The 14,561-nt window shown below is 45.7% G+C and carries 16 protein-coding genes; 7 read left to right on the top strand and 9 right to left on the bottom strand.

The window, feature by feature from the left end:
* Window positions 1-166 precede the first annotated feature (166 nt).
* From HDC33_RS03405 to HDC33_RS03390, 4 genes are read right to left on the bottom strand one after another with little or no spacing between them, the layout of a single operon-like run.
* Window positions 167-2,107, bottom strand: coding sequence for an FtsX-like permease family protein (locus HDC33_RS03405; RefSeq protein ID WP_179391106.1), 1,941 nt, complete (start codon window positions 2,105-2,107; stop codon window positions 167-169).
* A complete protein-coding gene (locus tag HDC33_RS03400) occupies window positions 2,079-2,861 on the bottom strand; it encodes an ABC transporter ATP-binding protein (protein WP_179391105.1) in 783 nt (260 codons plus the stop codon). Before HDC33_RS03400 ends, HDC33_RS03405 begins: the two co-directional genes overlap by 29 nt.
* Window positions 2,812-3,864, bottom strand: a complete 1,053-nt coding sequence (locus HDC33_RS03395; protein ID WP_179391104.1) for a sensor histidine kinase — start codon at window positions 3,862-3,864, stop codon at window positions 2,812-2,814. The genes HDC33_RS03400 and HDC33_RS03395 overlap by 50 nt, the downstream gene beginning before the upstream one ends.
* Window positions 3,861-4,565: a response regulator transcription factor gene (locus HDC33_RS03390; protein ID WP_179391103.1), complete on the bottom strand. Its 705-nt coding sequence runs from the start codon at window positions 4,563-4,565 to the stop codon at window positions 3,861-3,863. The genes HDC33_RS03395 and HDC33_RS03390 overlap by 4 nt, the downstream gene beginning before the upstream one ends.
* A 75-nt stretch (window positions 4,566-4,640) precedes the next feature.
* On the opposite strand from HDC33_RS03390, the gene HDC33_RS03385 reads away from it, so the two are divergent.
* Window positions 4,641-4,799: a hypothetical protein gene (locus tag HDC33_RS03385; protein WP_179391102.1), complete on the top strand. Its 159-nt coding sequence runs from the start codon at window positions 4,641-4,643 to the stop codon at window positions 4,797-4,799.
* Between the two features lie 51 nt (window positions 4,800-4,850).
* Here the strand turns inward: HDC33_RS03385 and lplA are convergent, their stop codons facing one another.
* Window positions 4,851-5,843, bottom strand: coding sequence for a lipoate--protein ligase (lplA, locus tag HDC33_RS03380; RefSeq protein ID WP_179391101.1), 993 nt, complete (start codon window positions 5,841-5,843; stop codon window positions 4,851-4,853).
* 176 nt (window positions 5,844-6,019) lie between these two features.
* On the opposite strand from lplA, the gene yhfH (HDC33_RS03375) reads away from it, so the two are divergent.
* The 3 genes from yhfH (HDC33_RS03375) to yhfH (HDC33_RS03365) all read left to right on the top strand — a co-directional run bounded on the left by yhfH (HDC33_RS03375) (window position 6,020) and on the right by yhfH (HDC33_RS03365) (window position 6,557).
* Window positions 6,020-6,145, top strand: a complete 126-nt coding sequence (gene yhfH / locus HDC33_RS03375; protein ID WP_179391100.1) for a protein YhfH — start codon at window positions 6,020-6,022, stop codon at window positions 6,143-6,145.
* 81 nt (window positions 6,146-6,226) lie between these two features.
* Window positions 6,227-6,352 (top strand): protein YhfH, encoded by a 126-nt coding sequence (gene yhfH / locus HDC33_RS03370; protein ID WP_179391099.1) that lies wholly within the window; start codon window positions 6,227-6,229, stop codon window positions 6,350-6,352.
* 79 nt (window positions 6,353-6,431) lie between these two features.
* Window positions 6,432-6,557 (top strand): protein YhfH, encoded by a 126-nt coding sequence (gene yhfH / locus HDC33_RS03365; protein WP_179391098.1) that lies wholly within the window; start codon window positions 6,432-6,434, stop codon window positions 6,555-6,557.
* A 71-nt stretch (window positions 6,558-6,628) separates the two neighbouring features.
* Here yhfH (HDC33_RS03365) and HDC33_RS03360 read toward each other — a convergent pair whose 3' ends face one another.
* From HDC33_RS03360 to hemE, 4 genes are all read right to left on the bottom strand, one after another.
* The gene (locus tag HDC33_RS03360; RefSeq protein ID WP_179391097.1) at window positions 6,629-7,492 is read right to left on the bottom strand and encodes a glycerophosphodiester phosphodiesterase family protein; all 864 of its coding nucleotides are present in this window, start codon (window positions 7,490-7,492) and stop codon (window positions 6,629-6,631) included.
* Between the two features lie 874 nt (window positions 7,493-8,366).
* The gene (hemY, locus tag HDC33_RS03355) at window positions 8,367-9,794 is read right to left on the bottom strand and encodes a protoporphyrinogen oxidase (RefSeq protein WP_179391096.1); all 1,428 of its coding nucleotides are present in this window, start codon (window positions 9,792-9,794) and stop codon (window positions 8,367-8,369) included.
* Between the two features lie 27 nt (window positions 9,795-9,821).
* On the bottom strand, window positions 9,822-10,751 hold the full coding sequence (hemH, locus tag HDC33_RS03350) for a ferrochelatase (protein WP_179391095.1): 930 nt from the start codon (window positions 10,749-10,751) through the stop codon (window positions 9,822-9,824).
* 30 nt (window positions 10,752-10,781) lie between these two features.
* Complete coding sequence (hemE, locus tag HDC33_RS03345; RefSeq protein ID WP_179391094.1) at window positions 10,782-11,822, bottom strand: uroporphyrinogen decarboxylase; 1,041 nt, start codon at window positions 11,820-11,822, stop codon at window positions 10,782-10,784.
* A gap of 216 nt (window positions 11,823-12,038) precedes the next feature.
* Between hemE and HDC33_RS03340 the strand changes: the two genes are divergently transcribed.
* From HDC33_RS03340 to HDC33_RS03330, 3 genes are all read left to right on the top strand, one after another.
* Window positions 12,039-12,557: an antibiotic biosynthesis monooxygenase family protein gene (locus HDC33_RS03340; RefSeq protein WP_179391093.1), complete on the top strand. Its 519-nt coding sequence runs from the start codon at window positions 12,039-12,041 to the stop codon at window positions 12,555-12,557.
* Window positions 12,558-12,662: 105 nt separating this feature from the next.
* Window positions 12,663-13,829 carry a M20 metallopeptidase family protein gene (locus HDC33_RS03335; RefSeq protein ID WP_304625683.1) on the top strand — a complete coding sequence of 389 codons (1,167 nt, stop codon included), beginning with the start codon at window positions 12,663-12,665 and terminating at the stop codon, window positions 13,827-13,829.
* A gap of 204 nt (window positions 13,830-14,033) precedes the next feature.
* On the top strand, window positions 14,034-14,561 hold the full coding sequence (locus HDC33_RS03330; protein ID WP_179391091.1) for a competence protein ComK: 528 nt from the start codon (window positions 14,034-14,036) through the stop codon (window positions 14,559-14,561).

The following is a 14,561-nucleotide window of genomic DNA, read 5'->3' as shown; positions in this document are numbered from 1 at the left end:
CGTTTAGATGCGACAGGCATAAGATAGCTTGGCGACGCGGCGCACTTTTCCGCACAGCCAAGCTAACTTATGACCCGAGCATCTGGCCGCTGCAGCTAGACACCAGAAAAGCGGAAGCGCCTGCTTAGGGGCGACAGCTAGACAACAAAAGCGCAAGGCACCGGAATCACCCCGATGCCCGAATATGCGCCAAGTAACGCCAGCGGATCAAATAAAAATAAAAAATCTGCATGAGCGTGAACCCGGCTAGGACAATGACCAATTCTCTTACAATCGAAATTTCAGCGAGCGCATCCCAAAACACTTGAAGTGACAGAAATGCAAACGAACTATGCACGAACGCGACTCCCCATGGGAAGAAAAATTGCGGAATCAGTTGCCGGTTGACGATTTTCTTGAATTCGCGGTCTGTGATACCCATTCGCCTCAGAACATCGAACTGTTTACGATCACGGTCGAGCGATGTATACAGCCTGAAATAGATGAAACTTCCGGCTGCCAGGAAGAATACCGCCGCCAGTAATAAACCGATGAACAATAATAACGAAAACGTCGTTCGGATGACCGAATAGCGCAAACCGGGATTTTCAAATGAATACGGTAACTGATTTGTATCGCCCGACAAGAACGATTCTGTCACATTATTATCTATCGATAAGCCGATTTCCTTCGTCATTTGCCAATCCGGAACGTTGAATGCATAGTAGGAAAACGGTTCGAGTTTATCCGTAACGCCACTTTCGAACACCTTATCATAATCGGTATCATTCAATATGATAGCATTCGCCGCGATTGAATAGGATGAAAATAATTGATGCGGATAGGCTCCGTCAATACTGACTTCCACATCACTTTCTTCTAGAAGCGTCGTCACGATTCGGTCCTTCAGCTGGTCGTATGATGAGACGGATGGCGGAAGGAAAACAGCTTCGCCTTCCCTCAAGTTAACCGCAGGATAGCCGAACGAATGGGCAAGCAGATTGATATTGGATAATTTCAGGATTGCCACGGTGTTTTCCGTGAATGTCGAGGTTTGCTCTAAAACGTTGAACCGGATAAGCGAATAATCGAGCCGTTCCGAATTCAACTCCTTGACGATCTGCGCAATGTGCTGCCGTTCGAGTTCATTTTCCGGCTTACTTTTATAAACAAGACCGAGGGGGCTCATTTCCCGGTACTGGGAAGCAAATGAAGTGAGCGATGCGAGTATGCCGACCGACATGAACGCTATGGTGGATACCATTGTCACAATGAAAAACATGCGCGCATTTTCACGCAGCCTGACAACGCCTTCTGAAATCGACAGCAACCAGAAATGATGCCAATACAACCTTTTCCGATTGCGGATTTGATGCAGCAATAGTGGCAAGGAATCTGTAAAAAAATAAAACGTCCCGACCGTTGCAAGGGGCGGCAAGAAAAATATCAGCCCGATGACGACCGAATTCGTTGTCGAAGCCGCCATGGCATACGACATACCAAGGAAAAGGAGTCCGAGATAGCCGCGGGTCTTTGAATAGCCGTATGCGCCTTTACTTCCGGAAGAGGGGACCTCTTGTATTAGATCCGCCACTTCCCCAGTTCGGATGAACACCGGCGCAACATAGGAAATAATGATGAACAGGCTCAGAAAAGCCCCGATCGTCAAAGCAAAAGGTTCCCATGAAAAATAAAGCGGCAAGGCGGGCAAGAGAACGATTTCCCGGATGATCATAAAAAAGAATTTCGAAAACATATAACCAAGAATCGTTCCTGCCACAATCGAGGCAACGCCAATGATCATCGTTTCAATGAAAATCAGGCGGTTCAGTTGCCCTTTCGCCATCCCTAAATGAAGCAAAATACCGAATTCCTTTGATCGGGCCTGCAGAAATGCCCGCATAGAATAAAACAGGAAAAACACCGTGAAAATGTATAAAATGATTTCCGCTGCGCCCATCCCCATAATGGCAATTTCCCGCACAAACCGGTCCTCGATAGACGGATGGAACAACAGCATCGAATATAGGAAGAACACCATGACGGAAAATACGCTCGCCATGAAAAATGCCGCGTAAACCCGTCTATTTCTTACAACGTTACGGTAAGCGAACTGACGAAAGGTCATTAACATTCCCTCCGAGAAGAGACAAGACGTTCAAAATACGTTGAAAAAATGTCTGACGTCTTTCATCTTTATAGATTTCATTGAAAAATTCGCCGTCTTTAATGAAGAGCACACGGTCACAATAACTCGCGGCAATTGGATCATGTGTCACCATGACGACCGTTTTTCGTTCTGTTCTATTAATATGACTAAGCAACTCGAGTACATCTTTCGCAGACTTGGAATCCAGATTTCCTGTCGGCTCGTCTGCCAGGATGATTTTGGGTTTGTGGATAAGTGCCCGGCCAATTGCCGTCCGCTGTGCCTGACCTCCCGACAGCTCGTCGGGTCTGCGGTTCAGGATATCCGACAAATCTAGCCGTGCCGCCAGTTCCGCGATACGTCTTTCCATTTCAGGAACCGGTATTCCATCGAGCGTCAGCGGCAAAACAAGATTCTCTTCTACCGTTAGCATATGGAGCAGGTTGATATCTTGAAAGACGAAGCCTAAATTACGCCGCCTGAATAACGCTAGATCATTTTGTTTTAGCGCTTCCGGTTCAATTCCATTTATCATCAGTCGTCCGTATGTCGGCAATGCGATCGTTGAAATCAAGTTCAATAGCGTTGTTTTCCCGCTTCCGGAAGGGCCCATCACTGCGACGAATTCCCCTTCTTCCACTTCAAAATCGAGACGGTTCAACGCCCTGTGCATCACTTTTCCTTCATAGATCTTCGTCACTTCTGCCAGTTCCACGATTGAGTTCCCCTTCATCCTTCTCACCCGCCTCTCCATTTTCAAACAGTACAGTCACCGTCGTCCCGATTCCTTTCTCCGATTCAATTGATAACGGATGACCAAGTCGATTACATACTTCTGACGCAATATAAAGTCCCATTCCTGTCGATTCACCCGTTAACCGGCCGTTTTCACCGGTGAAGAACGCTTTTGTCACGCGGTTCAAGTCTGAGGACGGGATCCCGATTCCTTCATCGCGGATTGCAAGTTTCAGTCCCTGCCCTGTACATTCCGCGGTTAAATAAACTTTCTTTCCTTCATCGAATGTATATTTCACAGCATTGGTAATGAACTGCCCAATGACAGTTTTCATCCACTTCACATCTGTGGCAACGTGAAAGCTCTCATCGATTGAAATCACCGGGAATACACGATTTGTGATGAACAGCCGTTTATGCTCCGTCACGATTTCCTGTACTAATTTTTTCAGGCCGACCCGTTCAATCTGCATATCTTGTTCAAACGTTTCAAGCCGTGCATTGACTAGTACAGAATCGAGCCCCCGCCGTATTTTATCGACTTCCTCAGTTAGGCTATTCCTATCCAAATCATCTCTCTCCTGCAGCAGAAGCCCCATGACAGAAATCGGCGTTTTCATCTGGTGCACCCACTGGTTCATGAAATGGAGCTGGCGGTGCTGAGCTGCATACAGCCGTTGCACTTCATTTTGGTACAGTTTGTACAATTCACGTGTAAATTCAGTTGTTTGCCGATGTTCCGGACCTTGCGCATGGCGGATTAAAGCGTCTTCCATCTTTTCCGGCTTACGCGTAATCGCATCATAAAACGAACGCCGCAAAATGAATTTCCCCAACAGATAACCGCCGGTCAACAGCATACTCATGCAAATCGTGTAGACAGCGGTATTGAAATTACGGAAACCATCCAGCCAGTAGATGAACATCATGAATAGAATGAGAACCCCCTGAAATATAAGGAATGACACATGGTCTTTCAGGAACAATATCAGCTTCTTCATGACTCTTCCGGATCGGGTAAGAACCGGTAACCGGCACCGCGCACCGTTTCAATGGTAGATGTAACACCATAATCGGCCAGCTTTTTCCGCACCCGGGTCATATTAACGTTCAACGTGTTTTCATCGACAAAGGACTGGTCGTCCCATAGTTCTTCAAGTAAATTTTCCCTGGACACAACTTTCGGTGACGCATCCATCAGCAGTTCAAGGATGACGCACTCCTTTTTCTGAAGCGGCACGATATTTTCCCGGACATGCAGTTCCATCCGTTCAATGTATAATGTCAACGCCCCGATTTTCACGGTGCGTTCGGATTGATTCGGAGCATATTCGCCAAACGTTCTGCGCAGATGGCTTCTTATTTTGGCAAGGACGATTTCATAATGGAAAGGTTTCGTGATGAAATCATCGCCGCCATTTTCCAGCGCAAATACCTGATCCATGTCACCTGATCGCGCGGAAATGAATAGGATAGGACACATAGTATGTTGACGAAGTTGACGGCACCAATAATAACCGTCATAAGAAGGCAGATTAATGTCTAGCAGAATGAGATGCGGATTGAATGCGAGGCTTTCTTCTGTCACCCGGTCAAAATCTTCGACGATTGCAACGTCGTATTGGTATTTCCTCAGTGTATCCGCTAATAGTTGTGCGATTTTCTTGTCATCTTCAACGATGAATATACGGTGGTTTTCCATCGGGCATTCCCCTTTCACACTTCCTTTCATTATAGCGTAAAAATGGGTCACGCGGTTGGAAGATTTTTGGGAGATATGGTCGGTTGGCTGGGGGATATGGTCGGTCGCGCAAACGCTATGGTCGGTCAGGCAAGCTATATGATCGGTCACCTAAGCTTTATGGTCGCTCACACAACTTATACAGTCGGTCCACCAGCTTATATGGTCGTTCAATCTCGTTATTCTTACGCCTAGAATTTATTCCAAAGAAAAAAAGCCCGACGTCTCGCCAGGCTTCTGTTTACATCAATAAATCAATTGCAGGAACTCTTCTTTCGTTATGCCACCCAGGTATGTCGGAATGTCAAGCGGTGCAAGTGCTTCACTGATCGCCTGTCTTTCATACTGGACGCCTTTCAAGCTTTCTTCGATGACCGCCACTTCTCCGACCCCGAAAAAGTCGCCGAAAATGTTGACGTCTTCCATGATGCCTTTCTTCACGTGAATTCGGACATCGATGCCGCCTACCGGGAATCTGTGTGAGTGCTGCATGTTGAATTTCGGTGATTTGCCGTAATTCCAATCCCAGTTCGCATACCGTTCCGCGGATAGTTTACGGATGTTGTCCCAATCTTCATCCGTCAGCTCAAAATACTGGATTTTTTCTTCCCCGCCGAAAATCGATTTCAGTATTTCCATCCGGAACTGTTCAATCGTCATTGGTTCCTCGAGGAATTCGGAAATATTCGCGACACGGCTGCGGATCGATTTGATGCCTTTGGATTCAATTTTATCTTTTCGCACTTTCAACGCTGAAACGACCCGCTCGATTTCAGTGTCAAACATGAGCGTTCCGTGGCTGAACATACGGCCATTCGTTGAAAACTGTGCATTGCCCGAAACTTTACGTCCCTCGACAAGAATGTCGTTCCGGCCGAGCAGTTCCGCTTGAACACCCATTTCCGCGAGCGCCTGAACAACAGGTTCCGTCACCTTTTTGAAGTTGCGGAACGATTCGCCGTCGTCTTTCGTAAGGAAGCTGTAATTCAAGTTGCCCAAATCATGGTACACTGCGCCCCCGCCGGATAGCCGGCGCACGATATGTATACCATTTGCCTCCACATATTCCGTATCAATTTCTTCAATCGTATTCTGGTTTTTACCGACAATGATGGATGGCTCGTTAATATAGAACAGTAAAAACGAATCTTTGTCGATATCCATATTCTTAAGGACGTACTCCTCTATCGCCAAGTTGATGTGCGGATCTGTAATCCCTTTATTGTCAATGAAATACATAGTTATCGCTCCCTATAAATAGCTTCTTGCCTATTTTATCATTTTTGCGGGGAGATGACCTCACTTTGAACTTTTCAGAATAAAGTGTAAAATACCTTGACAATCTATCCCCTGTTATAATACACTACTAATAACAGAACTCGTTATAGTACAAACGGAAAGGAGAGAATTAAAATATGATTGAAAATGTCATAGAGTTTTTCAAGAATCTTCCCGCTAAAATTTGTACAGATTGTGGAAATGAAATCGAAGAACAGCATGAATGCTACGGCAACAAATGTGATAACTGCAATATGTTGTGATTTTTTTTACTAACCCTGTACTATTACAATAGTAAAATTAACTTTAGTACTACCACAGTTGAAAAAGGAGGAGAATATGCAATGCTTGAAAACGTCATCGAATTCTTCAAAAACTTACCTGCTAAAATCTGTACATCATGCGGAAATGAAATCGAAGAACAGCATGAGTGCTACGGCAACAAATGTGATAACTGCAATATGCTGTGATTTTTTTCCAACTCTGTATTACTACAACAAATAAGTAAACTTTAGTACTAAAACAGTCGAAAAAAAAGGAGAATGAGCCATGCTAGTAAACATCATCGAGTTTTTCAAAAACTTACCTGCTAAAGTTTGTACATCATGCGGAAATGAAATCGAAGAGCAGCATGAATGCTACGGTAACAAATGTGACTCTTGCAATATCCTATAACTAAAAAACAGCCGAGGAATCTATATTCCCCGACTGTTTTTTAGTGTGACACTACTATTCTTTACGGTACTTTATTCGCCCAAAATATCCGGACGATCCGTGTGGATGCCATTCGCCCCGATTGCCTTCATTTTCAATGCGGTTTCAGCATCTATGATCGTGTATGCGTAGACGGCGAGTCCTTTATCATGCATTTCCTTTATGAAAGGCACCCGCAAGGCTTCAAAACTGACGCCGATTCCCGATGCGTACGTCGACAAATCATCCAGTTCTTTCTTCGATAGTTTCGCCACTTCATCTTCATCAAATGAAATGAGTTTTAACAGCGGGATATCCTGATTTAATTCATGAACACGTTTTAATCCTTTTTCACTGAATGACTGGATAGCCACTTTCGGATGTTTATTCTCATCGAAGCCGATCATATCGTGCTCCTTCAATGCATCCACCAATTTTTCTTCGATTCCGGGATAGTCTTTCGGGTCTTTCAATTCGATGATGAAATTCATATTATCTCCGAATTGACCGAACACTTCGCCCAGCGTAGGTACTGCATAATCTTCAGATGGGCCATTTACGGTTTTTTTCTCCTTGTCATCATGCCGAAAGTTCGCGGATAGCTCCTTCAACTCTGCAAGTGTGAATTCACTGATTTTCCCGTTAGCTTCTGTCGTACCAGATACGTCTGCATCATGCATAACCGCAAGTTGGCCGTCTTTCGTCAGATGTATATCTAGCTCGATGTAGTTGGCATCAAGTTCTTCTGCCAAACCATATGATGCCAGCGTGTTTTCCGGTACATATGCCGATGCACCGCGATGTGCGATAACAAGGAAATCTTCACTTGGCATCAATCCACCTTCCGACTCCTCTTTTCCACAGGCAGTCAACACTAGCACAACACCTAAAATTATTCCCCATGTAAATCTTCTCATCTCTATTCCTCTTTTCAATAAACCTCTATATGTCGTCTATACCCTTTTTCCAACAAAAAAATCCACCCGAGGGCGGATTTTTCGTTGTATATAAAGGACGAATTAAAGATTTCACACTACATGCTTCGACGCTCGCGAATACCTCCCGCGATAAGCGAGGGCACTGAAAAAGTCCGATTTCCTTCAATCCCGTTGATTTCCGTTCCGAGCGGACGCTTTCCGCGGGCACGGCTTCAGCCTCCTCGTCACTGCGTTCCTGCGGGGTCTTCAGCTCGCGCTGTTCCCGCCGGAGTCGCCGCTCTGCACTACAATCAACTAATTGTTACTATAAAAAAACTTTTTCAGTGGCTTGCGATAAGCCAGGCGGAAAACCACCGCCAGTCTTGTCGCTTCGGCTACCCGGTGTCCAGTTCTGACACAATTTACGTCCTTCGAATTGCGACAGCAACTGGACACTGAAAGGCGCCTGCTCTGTTTTACCAAACACGTCGGGGTTGCTATGATACAGAAACGGTGCAATTATAGACTGGATTACATATTGAACATAATACACGCTTCTTCTTATATGTGGAGGCTTCCTGTCATAAGCGAGGCCACAGAATAACTTATGTATTTTATCTCCGTAAGTAAATCCGAATATAAAAAGGCGGTGCTTCCGTTCAATGCTGAACGGAAACACCGCCTTTACTCTTTAAAACATGTATTGATGAATTAGGTCATTATATATACTTGGGGAAAACCAGCGAAGGCGTCTCAAAGGGGTAGCCGAAGCCATAAGACTGACGACGAAGTTGTCTGGCTTATGGCGGGAGGCATCCCCTAGCGCCGAAGCGTGTATTATGAGGTATCCATAATACACGCTTTGTCACTATTATCAGTCAAATAGATCTTCAAGAACCTCTTTCACTGCGGCTCTTCCTTGATCGATGCAATCGGGTAACCCGACGCCATTATAAGATGCGCCGGCTAATTTCACTTGCGGGAACTTCGATTTCAGTTCCGCACGCGCGTCAGCAATCCGCTGTTTATGACCGACTCGGTATTGGGGCCGGTCTTTTTTCCAGCGGGTGATGACCGTGAAATCCGGTTTACCTGTTATATTCATGACTTTGCCGAGATCGGAAAGGACGATTTTCTCAATTTCGGCATCGGGCAAGTCCACTATCGCTTCATCGCCCACCCGGCCTACGAATGCCCGGATAAGTACTTTACCTTCCGGCGTTGTCGTTGGCCATTTACGATGCGTCCAAGTGCACGCCGTAATTGCATAATCACTGCTTCTTGAAACAAGGAAACCCGTGCCTTCTTTGTCTTGCACGACATGCTCTTCTGGGAAAGCCAATGCAATCGTCGCAACGGAAGTTGTCGGTATTGCCCTTAAATCCTGCAACAAGCCATGCGGAGCGAACAAGCGACCTGCCATCTCATGTCCAGTTGTCAGAATGACCGCATCCGCTTCGATTTTTCGTCCGTCATTCATTTCAAGAACGGTCTTTCCCCCGACGGTTCCAGGTGCATCGATCGCATTGATTTGGACACCTTTCATGACAGATCCCGGTTCAAGCTGTTCCTCGATTGCTTCTACAACTGTTTCAAGCCCATTGCGGAATGTGTGGAAGACGCCCTCTTTCTTCGCGCCGTGACCATCCTTCTGCGGTACTTGTTTCGGTGTTGTTTTCTTCATGCCGAGAATGAGGCTCCGATGTTTCTTTTCCACTGAATAGAACTGCGGAAATGTCGATTCCAGACTCATATGGTCGATATCGCCTGCGTAAACACCTGATAGCAACGGTTCAATCAAGTTCTCGACGACTTCCCCGCCAAAACGTCTCCGGAAAAAACCGCCGAGTGACTGGTCCCCTTTCACGCTGGAGCGCGGGAGGACGAAATCGCCTGCCGCACGCATTTTTCCAGCCCATGAAAACAGTCCTGTTTTTATGAACGGACCGATTTCTGTAGGAATCCCCATGACCGAACCACCCGGAATCGGATGAAGCTCGCCGCCTACAAATATATAAGCCTGCCCAGTCGCATTTTTTACAAGTTCCCCTTCGATTCCGAGGTCTTCCGCAAGGACACCCATACTTTTTTTCCGGATGAGAAATGAATCCGGACCACGCTCGATAACAAAACCATTACGTCGCACAGTCTGTATTTTGCCGCCGAGCCGGTTTGACGCTTCGACCAGGATGACATCCAGAGGGAGTCCTTTTTCACGCGCTTCTTTCTGCATATAAAATGCCGCGGAGAGACCGGTAATCCCTCCCCCGACAATGACGACTTTCTTGTTTTGTCCGTTCATGTCCCTCATCACTTTCTTTCCATCGTATTAGGCCTTCAGCTTGTCGAATACCGCATCCACCATTGCATCTATGAAGAGCGGATCGATATTCGGCATTTCCGGACGGTAATAAGAAGCACCGATTTCATCACAAACAACTTTACATTCATAATCGTTGTCGAACAGCACCTCAAGATGGTCGGAGACGAATCCTACCGGTGTATAGACAAATGCCGTATAGCCTTTTTCGTTATGCAAGTCGCGCGTCAAATCTTGAACGTCCGGACCAAGCCATGGCTCAGGCGTTTGCCCTGCACTTTGCCAGCCTAGTTCGTAGTTTTTCACGCCCGCGGCAGCCGCTATCAAATCTGCGGTCTCTTTTAGCTGTTCCGGATACGGATCGCCGCTTGCGATGATTTTTTCAGGCAAGGAATGCGCTGATACTATCAGACATGCCGCCGCCCGCTCTTCTTCGCTCATACTTTCGAACGTCCTACGCACTTTATCGGTCCAGAATTCAATGAATTTCGGCTGTGTGTACCAGCTTTCCACTGAAGTGATGGCGATGCCGTGCTTGTCCGCCTCTTCTTTCGCCCGGCCGTTATACGACTTGACGGAAAACGTTGAGAAATGCGGTGCAAGTACGATTGAAACCGCTTCTGTAATGCCGTCTTCATGCATTTTTTCCACTGCATCTTCAATGAAAGGCGTAATATGTTTCAATCCGATATAGACGTTGAACTCGATGTCGTCCTGCACTTCATTCAAACGGTTGCAAAGCGCATTTGCCTGATCTTCCGTAATTCGCGCAAGCGGGGAAATCCCCCCGATCGCCTCGTAACGGTTGCGGAGGTCTTCCAATTGTTCCGGTGCTGGCGGACGGCCGTGCCGGATATGCGTGTAATACGGTTCAATATCTTCTTCTTTGTACGGTGTCCCGTACGCCATCACTAAAAGTCCCATCTTTTTCTTCGCCATTCCATTCACCTCTTCGTTTGGATCAGCACGTTATTTACGCAGCTGTGCACTATATTCATGGATAAATTCAGTCAGTTTTTTCAAAGTTGCCGGTTTCACATCAGGGAAGACACCGTGTCCAAGATTGAAAATGTGGTTGCCGTGCTCAACGCCTTGCTCGATGATCACTTTCGCACGCTCTTCTATAATGTTCCAATCTGCCAACAGTAGCGAAGGATCAAGATTACCTTGCAGCGGCTTCGTTAGACCGCGTTCTCCCGCTTCCTTGATGGATAAGCGCCAGTCGAGTCCGACAACGTCTACAGGCAGGTCATGCCATTCGTTCGCCAAGTGGCTTGCACCGACACCGAACGTGATCAATGGTACGTTCAATTTGCGCAGTTCCGTGAAAATATGCGTCATAACCGGTTTGATGAAGATTCGGTAATCAGAAACGTTCAATGCCCCTACCCACGAATCAAAGATCTGAATCGCTCTTGCACCCGCGTTAACTTGTGCAGTAATATACGTAATCGTCATATCTGCAAGCTTGTCCATCAGCGCAAACCATGCCTCCGGTTCAGACACCATGAATGATTTCGTCAAGTTGTAGCTTTTCGAAGGGCCGCCTTCAATCATATAACTCGCAAGTGTGAATGGCGCTCCCGCAAATCCGATGAGCGGAACATTCAATTGTTCCTTCGTCAGTATTTTTATCGTTTCAAGAACGAAAGGAATATCATCTTCCGGTGATAATTCGCCGAGATTATAGACATCTTGTACAGTACGAATCGGGTTTGAGATTACCGGGCCGACGCCTGCTTTGATTTTTACGTCGATTCCGATTCCTGGAAGTGGTGTCACAATATCTTTGTATAGAATTGCTGCATCGACATTGTACTGGTCGACTGGAAGTTTCGTGACATATGCACATAATTCGGGCTGGTGTGTAATTTCCTCAAGGGAATACTTTTCCTTAATCTTCAAATATTCCGGTTGTGAACGACCTGCCTGCCTCATATACCAAGCCGGTGTATGATCAATCTTCTCGCCTCTAGCAGCGCGCAAAAGTGTATCGTTGAATTTTGTCATCTACTTTATGCCTACTTTCATTTTTAAGTTATTTACGTGTTACATATCCGTACTAAATATAGACGTTTCCCCTTGCAAAGTATAGCGTTTAGCCCCGTTTGTCATGAATTTGTGCTTACTTTCCTCTTTAATTTGCCACCATTTTGCCATTGTTTGTTTTAAGTTCGTAAATAGGGGAAAATAGATGAATAAGAACGGATTGGGAGGTTTTTGAACATGAATATTTATATGACATCCGGCACACCGGAATTCATGGAAAGTCTAAAAGAGAAGTACGCTCGAGAACAGATGATTGCCATGCACGGCCAGGGCAATTCCTTGCTGTTGCATGAAACGGAAGGTAAAACGGTATTCCAAACACCGCGTCGCTATGAGGTGATCGGCTCTTCAGGAACAATCCAGGACGGCGGCTTTTTCGTTTTCAACAATATCCCCGTCACCGACGAAGGCCGGCCTATATTCGAGCATCGCTTTAAAGATCGTGCGGAAGCAGTACAATCGGAACTCGGATTTATGGCTTTCCGTTTGCTTCGTCCCCTCGATTCGGACACGTATGTCGTGATGACGGAGTGGTCCGACAGTACTTATTACACCAGATGGAAAAATTCATCCGCTTTCAAAGAGGCCCATATAGCGGATCCTTCAACAGCGGGTGTCGACAATACAACTCATATCTTTTCCAGTGCCCCTTATGTCACGACTTATGTAACAAGGGAAAAGAATACAGACGCGTGACCCACTCCGGGTTGCGCTTTTTTTGCCGTTCATTGTGCTAAAATGAATGTTTGCTATAATAGAAACAGCAACATTCAAACTAGTTAATTTTTGGGAGGTAGTCCATTGAAAGAGCAACTGTTAGAAAAGCTCGCTTGCGCCTATGAAGATATGGTCGTTATTCGGCGGCATCTTCACATGAATCCTGAGTTATCCTTTAAGGAGGAAAAAACTGCGCAATTCATTTACGATTTTTATGCCGAACTTGGCGTTGAGGTGCGTAAAGGAGTAGGCGGTAATGGTGTAGTTGCACGAGTCAAAGGCGGAAGACCCGGAAAAACAGTTGCATTGCGTGCCGATTTCGATGCACTGCCGATTCAGGATGAAAAAGATGTCCCCTACAAATCGACTGTTCCAGGCGTCATGCATGCTTGTGGTCACGATGGACATACCGCTACACTGCTTCAGCTTGCAAAAGCGATCCATGAATTGCATGAAGATCTCTCTGGCGAATATGTCTTTATCCATCAACATGCGGAAGAGTTTGCTCCAGGCGGCGCTATTTCAATGATTGAAGACGGTTGTCTCGATGGGGTCGACGTCATTTTCGGCACTCATCTATGGTCTTTGACGCCTTTTGGAACTATTGAATATTTAGCCGGTCCTGTCATGGCGGCAGCCGATCGTTTTGACATTACAATTCAAGGCGCTGGCGGTCACGGTGCAGCTCCGCACCAGACGAAAGATGCTGTCGTCATCGGAGCCCAGCTTGTCATGAATTTACAGCAACTCGTTTCCCGCCGTGTTAATCCTATCGATTCCGCAGTATTGTCCGTAGGTTCATTCGTTGCGCAAAACGCGTTTAACGTCATTGCGGATTCAGCAAACTTGGGCGGTACAGTCCGAACGTTCAATCCGGACATTCGTGATCTGATGGAACGCGAGATGAAACGTGTAGTGGACGGAACTGCGCTCGCTAATGACTGTACAATCGAATTTGAATATGCACGCGGCTATCCCGCTGTTGTTAACCACGCTGCCGAAACAGAATTTCTGAAGACTGTAGCGGAAGGTATTATCGGTGCAGATTCTGTCGTTGAAACTACACCGCAAATGGGTGGCGAGGATTTTGCCTACTACTTGGAAAAAGTGCCTGGCACATTCTTCTTCACAGGTGCGAAACCGGACAATCCATATCCGCATCATCACCCTAAATTCGACATCGATGAAAACGCTATGCTTGTGGCAGCGAAGATTCTCGGTGGAGCCGCTATCGATTTCCAAGAATCATAATAATATGAGAACCTTCCCCATACTTCGTGGTGAAGGTTTTTTTATGCGCCAGATTTCCACATAAACCGCTGTCTTTTCACATGCCGAAAAGACTAAAAACAAAATAGTTAAAATTAACTAAATTTATGTTGCATTATTAATATACTGATATATAATAAGATTTACACACGTGTAAAAAATAAAAATTATAAGGGGTGCATATCATTGAAAAAGAAGAAGAAAACAGAAAATTACATTGTCTCTTTTGACACGTTTATGTTACAACCTGTAATCAAAGACAATCAGGTATCGACTCAAGTCATTGAACGGAACGGTGTTGTACACGTTCCAAGAAAACCTCTCCACATCGTTAAAAAATCTTGTGAATATTATGCGGGTTCTTTTCAAAACTCGACGAATAATGCCAAACTCGTCATCGGAAAACGCCATAAATTGCCTATCATCGTAGCGCATGATTTCGGAGTTCCATATATCTTTTTACCTACGATGTCACCGTCTGCAGATCAAAACACTTGGATTTCACATAATGCAATTGAGAATATTGAGGAACACGATTTGGGCTCTGTCATTTTGCTGGAAAACGGCCAATCCTTCGTACTCAATGTTTCGGCTACAACAATGCACCGTCAACATTCGTTTGCGACCATTCTTGAAAAAATTTTTTTGAAGAAACAAAGACAATTGAACAGGCTCTCCCCTTTCCGCGGAAACGATGATCCCGACGAAGGGTAA

The organism is Sporosarcina sp. JAI121, assembly GCF_013408665.1.
Lineage (GTDB): Bacteria > Bacillota > Bacilli > Bacillales_A > Planococcaceae > Sporosarcina.
The sequence above is the reverse complement of the archived record's forward strand: the minus strand, read 5'-3'. Positions and strand labels throughout refer to the sequence as shown.

Bases quoted from the DNA above. Each gene is read 5' to 3' on its own strand.
- yhfH (WP_179391099.1), top strand. From the start codon at position 6,227: ATGCTTGAAAACGTCATCGAATTCTTCAAAAACTTACCTGCTAAAATC.
- HDC33_RS03395 (WP_179391104.1), bottom strand. From the start codon at position 3,864: ATGAAGAAGCTGATATTGTTCCTGAAAGACCATGTGTCATTCCTTATA.
- hemY (WP_179391096.1), bottom strand. From the start codon at position 9,794: ATGAACGGACAAAACAAGAAAGTCGTCATTGTCGGGGGAGGGATTACC.
- hemE (WP_179391094.1), bottom strand. From the start codon at position 11,822: ATGACAAAATTCAACGATACACTTTTGCGCGCTGCTAGAGGCGAGAAG.
- lplA (WP_179391101.1), bottom strand. From the start codon at position 5,843: ATGTATTTCATTGACAATAAAGGGATTACAGATCCGCACATCAACTTG.
- yhfH (WP_179391100.1), top strand. From the start codon at position 6,020: ATGATTGAAAATGTCATAGAGTTTTTCAAGAATCTTCCCGCTAAAATT.
- HDC33_RS03405 (WP_179391106.1), bottom strand. From the start codon at position 2,107: ATGACCTTTCGTCAGTTCGCTTACCGTAACGTTGTAAGAAATAGACGG.
- hemH (WP_179391095.1), bottom strand. From the start codon at position 10,751: ATGGCGAAGAAAAAGATGGGACTTTTAGTGATGGCGTACGGGACACCG.
- HDC33_RS03400 (WP_179391105.1), bottom strand. From the start codon at position 2,861: ATGAAGGGGAACTCAATCGTGGAACTGGCAGAAGTGACGAAGATCTAT.
- HDC33_RS03385 (WP_179391102.1), top strand. From the start codon at position 4,641: ATGGTCGGTTGGCTGGGGGATATGGTCGGTCGCGCAAACGCTATGGTC.
- yhfH (WP_179391098.1), top strand. From the start codon at position 6,432: ATGCTAGTAAACATCATCGAGTTTTTCAAAAACTTACCTGCTAAAGTT.
- HDC33_RS03340 (WP_179391093.1), top strand. From the start codon at position 12,039: ATGAATATTTATATGACATCCGGCACACCGGAATTCATGGAAAGTCTA.
- HDC33_RS03360 (WP_179391097.1), bottom strand. From the start codon at position 7,492: ATGAGAAGATTTACATGGGGAATAATTTTAGGTGTTGTGCTAGTGTTG.
- HDC33_RS03390 (WP_179391103.1), bottom strand. From the start codon at position 4,565: ATGGAAAACCACCGTATATTCATCGTTGAAGATGACAAGAAAATCGCA.